Here is a 7,125-nt window from a genome sequence, read left to right as displayed (position 1 = left end):
GCGTGGCGGGCCGCTGCCCGCGCGGGCGCCGCTGCGCGCGCTGACCGCGGGCGCCGTGGCTCTGGTGCTCCTGGCCGGCACCCTGGTGTTCAACGCCACCGCGCCCAAGGCGTCTCCGGCGCCGGTCAGCGCGGACCAGTTGCGGGTCGTCACCTACAACATTCACAGCGCGTTGAACGGGGAGGGCCGGCTGGACCCCGAGGGGATCGTCCGCGCGATCGAGGGGCAGCGGGCCGACGTCGTCCTCCTGCAGGAGGTCGGCCGGGGTTCGCTGGTGTCGGGCACCACCGACGTGGCGGTCTGGCTGTCCCGACGGCTCGGCATGCATCTGATCTGGGGGCCGGCCGCCGACAGCCAGTTCGGCAACGCGATCCTCACCTCCCGGCCGGTCCGCTCTTCGGGCACCGACCGGCTTCCGGCCGGTGCCTGGTCACAGATCCGCGGCTACGTGTGGGCCCGTCTCGAGGTCGGGCGCACCACGGTGGACGTGTGGTCGACGCATCTGGAGGACGGCGATGCGGAGGCCACCGTCCGTAGCGCCGCGATCTCCATGTTGCTCAAGGCATGGTCGGAGGCGCCCCGTACGATCATCGCGGGTGACATGAACGCCGGGCCGGGCAGTCCTGAGATCACCCGGATGGTCGAGGGAACCGGGCTGCGCAGCGCCTGGCTGGACAGCGACGTGATGCCCACGACCCCCGACGGCGGCAAGATCGACTGGATCTTCGGTACCGACGACCTCATGTTCAGCGAGGTCGACGTGCGGCCGTCGGCGGCCTCCGATCACTACCCGCTCGCGGCGACGGTCCGGATCGGCCAGTGACCGGCGTCGCGGGCGGGGCGCGACGGCGAGGGCCGCGCGCTCGTGCCCGGGCCGCGCGCCGACCGCCTCAGAGCGGCCCGCGCCGGCAGCGCGGGGCGGGATCATGAGTACGGCGGGCGGTGACGACGTCGAGATCGCGGCGGCCGCGCCCGAGGACGCGGGAGAGATCCTCACCGTGCAGCGGGCGGCCTATCTCGTCGAGGCCCAGCTGTACGGAGACCCGTTCATCCCGCCGCTGGTGGAGTCGCTCGATCAGATGCGCAAGGTGCTCGCCGGCGATGCCGTGGTGCTCAAGGCCGTCACCGGCGGGCGCGTCATCGGCGCCGTCCGCGCGCAGTTCAGCGATCGCATGTGCCTGGTGGGCAGGCTGGTCGTCGTGCCGGATCGGCAGGGCGCGGGCGTCGGCACCCGGCTCATGCGTGCCCTGGAGGACGAGGTCGCCGGGCGGGTGGACGCGTGCGTGCTGTTCACCGGGCATCTCAGCGAGGGCAACCTGCGGCTGTACCGGCGGCTCGGCTACACCGAGACCCATCGTGAGCGGGTCGCCGCGCACCTGACGCTCGTGCACATGCGCAAGTCGCTGGCGCAGGGGCCGGCCGCCGGGCCGGATCCGGCGCGGACCGGCCGACGGCGGTAGCGGATCGGCGTCGGGTACGCTCGGCCCGTGCTGCGAGTGGGGTTGACCGGCGGGATCGGATCGGGCAAGAGCGAGGTCTCCAAGCGGCTCGTCGCGCTGGGCGCCGAACTGATCGACGCCGACCTCATCGCACGTGAGGTGGTGCGGCCCGGCACGCCCGGTCTGGCCGCGATCGTCGCGGAGTTCGGCGAGGGGGTGCTGCTCCCCGACGGGACCCTCGACCGGCCGGGTCTGGGTTCGATCGTGTTCGCCGACGAGGAGCGCCGTGCGGCGCTGAACGCCATCACGCATCCGCTGATCGGCCGGCGGTCGCAGGAACTGCTCGAGGCGGCCGCGCCCGACGCGGTCGTGGTCTACGACATGCCGCTGCTCGTGGAGAACGGGCTGGCCGGGATGCATGACGTGGTGGTGGTCGTGGACGTCCCGGTCGAGGTCCAGGTGGAGCGGCTGACGGCCCGGCGTGGCATGACCGAGGGCGACGCCCGGGCCCGGATCGCGGCCCAGGCCTCACGTGAGCAGCGCCGTGCCGTCGCCACGCATGTGATCGACAACTCGGGTTCGCTGGAGGATCTGCACAAGCAGGTCGACGCCCTCTGGGCCGAGCTCACCGAGCGCGCGGCGTCGGCTTGAGCCCGCGCCCGGCGCGGGCCCGGCCGCTCAGCCTCCGTTGACCTCCCGCAGGGTGCCGGGACGGTTGGTGATGATCCCGTCGGCCCCGTTCCTGATCAGGCGGCGCATCGTCGGGGCGTCGTTGACGGTCCAGGGGATGACCTTCATTCCGCGCTTGTGGACCTTCCTGACGTAGCCGGGTGTGACGTCCTTGTGCGGCGGATTGATGTAGTCGGCGTACTTCGCGGCGGCGGCCAGGTCCGAGGTGGGAGGCGTGCCGAGCAGCCCGGTCGGCACGTTCGGCAGCCGCTTGTGGAACTCGCGCACGAACGGCCAGTCGAAGCTCTGGACGATGACCCGGTCCTTGTTCAGCCAGTTCCCGTGCCTGCGGAGCTCGTCGGCCACCCGATCGCCGATCCCGGGGTACAGCGACGGTGACTTGACCTCGAGCAGGAGATCCATCCCGCTGTCCTGCATGTCGCGGAGCGTACGGGCCAGTGTCGGCACGCGCTGTCCCTTGTAGGCGGATCCGTACCAGGAGCCGGCGTCGAGCTTGCGGATCTGGGCGAGGGTGAGATCGCGGACCCGCCACGGGCTCTTGCCCGGGAAGATCCGTTCGGCGTTGGTGGTGCGGCCGAGCGTCGTGTCGTGCATCACGACGAGCTTGTGGTCCTTGGTCTCCTGCACGTCGAGTTCCAACACGTCCGCGCCCCGGTCGCGGGCGGCGCGGAAGGCCGCCATCGTGTTCTCCGGCGCCTGGGCGGAGGCGCCGCGGTGGGCGACGTCCAGTACGCGGCGGTTCTCGGGCGGGTTCGGCTCCGTCGCCGCGAGCCGGGCCGGGCCGGGCCGGGTTAAGGCGAGGCCCGCCACGGCGTGGGTGGCGGAGGCGCTCTCGGCGGAGGTGGATGCGGCCTGCGCGGCCGGCATGCCGGCGGCGAGGGGTGCGAGGGTGGCGAGCGCGATAGGGGCAAGCTGCCTAAGCATGAGTGCTTCCTCCACAAAGAGGGCGGTTTGACTGCTTCCCTCTGACTTTGTGGAGGTCCGGCTGCGTAACGGCAAGCGCACGGTGAGCAGCGGATGACCGCTGAGGGTCGGTTACGTAACCCGCTCGTCGCCGACCTGCTTTACGCTCCCTTTATGCACACCGATCGGGGGATCGCCTGGTGGCCACGGCGGCGCTCACGGGCGCTCGACATCGGTCTGGCGGTCAGTGTCGCCGTCTTCGACGGCGTGGCCACCGGATTCAGCGCCGAGAACTTCTTCCTGCCCGGGCCGGCGGTCGGCGCGATCAGCTTCCTGCTCGGGCTGTGCCTGGTCGTGCGCCGCCGTTTCCCGGTCTCGGTGGCGACGCTGTGCCTCGTACTCGGCGCGGTGGCCGGAGCGGGCATGCTGTCGTACCTGATCGCGTTCTACACGCTGGGCGCCTACGCCGTGTCACGCCGGGTGGTTCTGATCACCAGCGGGGTGGCGCTGGTCGCGTTCGTCGCCCAGCCCGCCCCCGCGCTCGAGCCGGACGAACCGTTCTGGATCGCGGTCGTCGTCGGGATCGTCCTGGTCATGCCTTCCGTGCTGCTGGGCCTGTACATGGGCGCCCGCAAGCAGTTGATCGCGTCCCTGCAGGAGCGTGCCGCGCGGCTGGAGCGCGAGCAGCATCTGCTGGCGGAGGGGGCACGGGCCGAGGAACGCACCCGCATCGCCCGGGAGATGCACGACGTGGTGGCCAACCGGGTGAGCGTGATGGTCGTACAGGCGGGAGCGGTCCGGGCGATCGCCAAGCGCGACCCGGAGCGGGCGGCCGAGGCCGCGGCCGTGATCGGCGACATGGGGCGGCAGGCGCTCGACGAGCTGCGGCAGGTGATCGGGGTCCTTCGGCTCGGTGAAGCGGCCGCTCCGCTTCCCGCGCCCGGCCTGGGGGACATTCGCGGGCTGGTCGGCCAGTCCCACGCGGCCGGACTCGACGTAACCCTGACGGTCAAGGGCGACGAGCGCCCGCTGCCCGCCGCGGTCGCCGGCACCGCCTACCGGGTCGTGCAGGAGGCGCTCACCAACGTGCACAAGCACGCGGGCGCGGTGTCCGCCCGGGTGGACCTCGACCATCTCCCGGACGCGATCGAAGTACGGGTCGAGAACGACGCGCCCTCGATCCGTCCCGATCACGGTCTGCCGAGCGGCGGGAACGGGCTGGTCGGGTTGCGCGAGCGGGTGACGGCGCTCGGTGGCGTGTTCGAGGCGAGCGCCGGCACCGAGGGCGGCTACGCGGTCCGCGCCCGCGTTCCCCTGCCCGCCGGGCCGGCCATGGCGTCCCCCGAGGCGTGAACCCGCGACGGCGTGCCCGTCACGATCCTCGCGGCGGCCCCTCCGCGAGCACGCCACGGAGCACGTCCGGCCGGTCGGTGATGACGCCGTCGACGCCATGCGCGATCACCTGCCGCATGATCGCGGGGTCCTGAACGCTCCAGGCGAAGACGTCCATCCTGAGCGCGTGGATATGGGCGACATAGTCGGGGGACAGGTCCTCGAAGTGCGGGTTGATCTGGTCGGCGAACTGCGCCAGCCGCGGCATCCGGTCTATGGCGGGGGTGCCGAGCAGGCCGATGGGCACCCACGGCAGGATGCCGTGGAAGGTCCGCATGGACTGCCAGTTGAAGGACTGCACGACGAGGCGCCGCTCCCAGCGGTTGGTGCGCAGCCAGTACGGATGACGGCGCAGCTCCTCGGCGAGCGTGTACTCGATGCCCGGGTAGAGCTCAGAGGCCTTGATCTCCAGTAGCAGCCCCAGACCGCTGCCGCGCATCGCCCGCAGCGCTTCGGCGAGCGTGGGGACCGGCTCGCGCTGGAACCTGGCGGCGAACCACGAACCCGCGTCGAGCCTGCGGATCTCCGACAGCTCGAAGTCGGCGACCTGCCACGGGGCGCGTTCGGGGAAGACCTGCTCGACGTTGGTGGTGCGGGCCAGCGTGGTGTCGTGCATGAGCACGAGTTCGTGGTCCCGCGTCCTCTGCACGTCGAGCTCGAACATGTCCGCGTGCTGGGTCTGCGCCAGCCGGAAGGCCGCGATGGTGTTCTCCGGCGCGTACGCGGACGCGCCGCGGTGCGCGACGTTCACCACCCTCGCGGACGGTGCGGCCGCCGGGGCCGGGACCGGGACCGGGACCGGCGGCGGGGTGCGCCCATACGTGACCGGTGCGGCCGTCGAGGTGGCCGCCGGGACGGGCCGCGGGTCCGGTGCCGCGGTGGCCGGTGCGGCGGTGAACAGGAGCGCCGAGACGGCCACCGTGGCTGCGAGGCAGAATGGTCGGAACATCAGACTCCTCTCACGCGGGCCATATGTCCGGTTCGATCTGCGAGGAGTCCGTCCCCTCCGGGTGAAGATCGTATGACGAGCCGGTCCCGCTCGGTGACCATACGGTCCCGGTGTGTCAGCGCGCCTGTGTTCGGGCCGGGAATGTCACCGGCACCACGTACGGTTGCATCTGGGCCCGGACCGGCACATCAAGGGACGTCCAGGGTCCGACAGGAGGCACAAATGCGACCGGTCACCGACCTTCAGCGCCGGGTGGCGCCGTTCGAGGTCGTCACCGAGATGACGCCGTCGGGCGACCAGCCCCAGGCGATCGCCGAGCTGCGAGAGCGCATCGAGCGCGGTGACAAGGACTCGGTGCTGCTCGGTGCCACCGGCACCGGCAAGACCGCGACGGTGGCCTGGCTGATCGAGCAGGTGCAGCGGCCCACGCTCGTCATGCAGCCGAACAAGACACTCGCCGCGCAGTTCGCCAACGAACTGAGGGAGATGCTCCCGCACAACGCGGTGGAGTACTTCGTCTCCTACTACGACTACTACCAGCCGGAGGCCTACGTCCCGCAGACCGACACCTACATCGAGAAGGACTCCTCGATCAACGACGAGGTCGACCGGCTGCGGCACTCGGCGACGAACTCGCTGCTCACCCGGCGGGACACGATCGTCGTCGCCTCGGTGTCGTGCATCTACGGCCTCGGCACGCCGCAGGAGTACGTCGACCGGATGGTGCGGATGCGGGTCGGCCAGGAGATCGAGCGCGACCAGCTCCTGCGCCGCCTGGTGGAGATGCAGTACTCACGCAACGACCTGGCGTTCAGCCGCGGCACGTTCCGGGTGCGCGGCGACACCATCGAGATCATCCCGCAGTACGAGGAACTCGCCGTCCGCATCGAGATGTTCGGCGACGAGATCGAGAAGCTCGCGACGCTGCACCCGCTCACGGGCGAGGTGCTGTCCGAGGACCAGGAGCTCTACGTCTTCCCGGCGTCCCACTACGTCGCCGGCGCCGAGCGGATGGAGCGGGCCATCGGCGGCATCGAGGCCGAGCTGGAGGAGACCCTCGCCCTGATGGAGCGGCAGGGCAAGCTGCTGGAGGCCCAGCGGCTGCGCATGCGCACGACCTACGACATCGAGATGATGCGCCAGGTCGGCAGCTGCGCCGGCATCGAGAACTACTCCCGGCACATCGACGGCCGTGGCCAGGGCACCGCGCCCAACACGCTGCTGGACTACTTCCCAGAGGACTTCCTGCTGGTCCTCGACGAGTCGCACCAGTCCGTGCCGCAGATCGGCGCGATGTACGAGGGCGACGCCTCGCGCAAGCGCACGCTGGTCGAGCACGGCTTCCGGCTGCCGTCGGCGATGGACAACCGGCCGCTGAAGTGGGAGGAGTTCCTCGACCGCATCGGCCAGACCGTGTACCTGTCCGCCACCCCCGGCCAGTACGAGCTCGGCCGGGTCAAGGGCGATGTCGTCGAGCAGGTCATCCGCCCCACCGGCCTGATCGACCCCGAGGTGGTCATCAAGCCCACGAAGGGACAGATCGACGATCTCGTGCACGAGATCCGGGTACGGGCCGAACGCGACGAGCGGGTACTGGTCACGACCCTGACCAAGAAGATGTCCGAGGACCTCACCGACTACCTGCTCGAGCTCGGCATCCGGGTGCGCTACCTGCACAGCGAGGTCGACACGCTGCGGCGCATCGAGCTGCTGCGCGAGCTGCGCATGGGCGAGTTCGACGTGCTGGTCGGC

Annotated in this window: 7 protein-coding genes; 5 read left to right on the top strand and 2 right to left on the bottom strand. The window is 71.0% G+C overall.

Annotated elements, in window-relative coordinates:
- From HKK72_RS33605 to coaE, 3 genes are all read left to right on the top strand, one after another.
- A partial coding sequence (locus HKK72_RS33605; RefSeq protein ID WP_187238454.1) for an endonuclease/exonuclease/phosphatase family protein occupies positions 1 to 823 on the top strand: 823 nt, incomplete at its 5' end.
- A 103-nt stretch (positions 824 to 926) separates the two neighbouring features.
- Positions 927 to 1,460, top strand: coding sequence for a GNAT family N-acetyltransferase (locus HKK72_RS33600; RefSeq protein WP_187238453.1), 534 nt, complete (start codon positions 927 to 929; stop codon positions 1,458 to 1,460).
- Between the two features lie 27 nt (positions 1,461 to 1,487).
- On the top strand, positions 1,488 to 2,090 hold the full coding sequence (gene coaE / locus HKK72_RS33595) for a dephospho-CoA kinase (protein ID WP_187238452.1): 603 nt from the start codon (positions 1,488 to 1,490) through the stop codon (positions 2,088 to 2,090).
- A gap of 27 nt (positions 2,091 to 2,117) precedes the next feature.
- On the opposite strand, the gene HKK72_RS33590 is transcribed toward coaE, so the two are convergent.
- A complete protein-coding gene (locus HKK72_RS33590; RefSeq protein ID WP_187238451.1) occupies positions 2,118 to 3,053 on the bottom strand; it encodes a glycerophosphodiester phosphodiesterase in 936 nt (311 codons plus the stop codon).
- 153 nt (positions 3,054 to 3,206) lie between these two features.
- Here HKK72_RS33590 and HKK72_RS33585 point away from each other — a divergent pair, with 153 nt between their 5' ends.
- Complete coding sequence (locus tag HKK72_RS33585; RefSeq protein WP_187238450.1) at positions 3,207 to 4,385, top strand: sensor histidine kinase; 1,179 nt, start codon at positions 3,207 to 3,209, stop codon at positions 4,383 to 4,385.
- 19 nt (positions 4,386 to 4,404) lie between these two features.
- On the opposite strand, the gene HKK72_RS33580 is transcribed toward HKK72_RS33585, so the two are convergent.
- Entirely contained in the window at positions 4,405 to 5,373 is a 969-nt protein-coding gene (locus tag HKK72_RS33580; RefSeq protein ID WP_187238449.1) for a glycerophosphodiester phosphodiesterase, read from the bottom strand.
- 222 nt (positions 5,374 to 5,595) lie between these two features.
- On the opposite strand from HKK72_RS33580, the gene uvrB reads away from it, so the two are divergent.
- Positions 5,596 to 7,125 (top strand): excinuclease ABC subunit UvrB (uvrB, locus tag HKK72_RS33575; protein ID WP_187238448.1); only part of this gene is annotated, 1,530 nt, incomplete at its 3' end.

The sequence above is a fragment of the Actinomadura sp. HBU206391 genome (assembly GCF_014323665.1).
Taxonomy (GTDB): Bacteria; Actinomycetota; Actinomycetes; order Streptosporangiales; family Streptosporangiaceae; genus Actinomadura_C.
The sequence above is the reverse complement of the archived record's forward strand: the minus strand, read 5'-3'. Positions and strand labels throughout refer to the sequence as shown.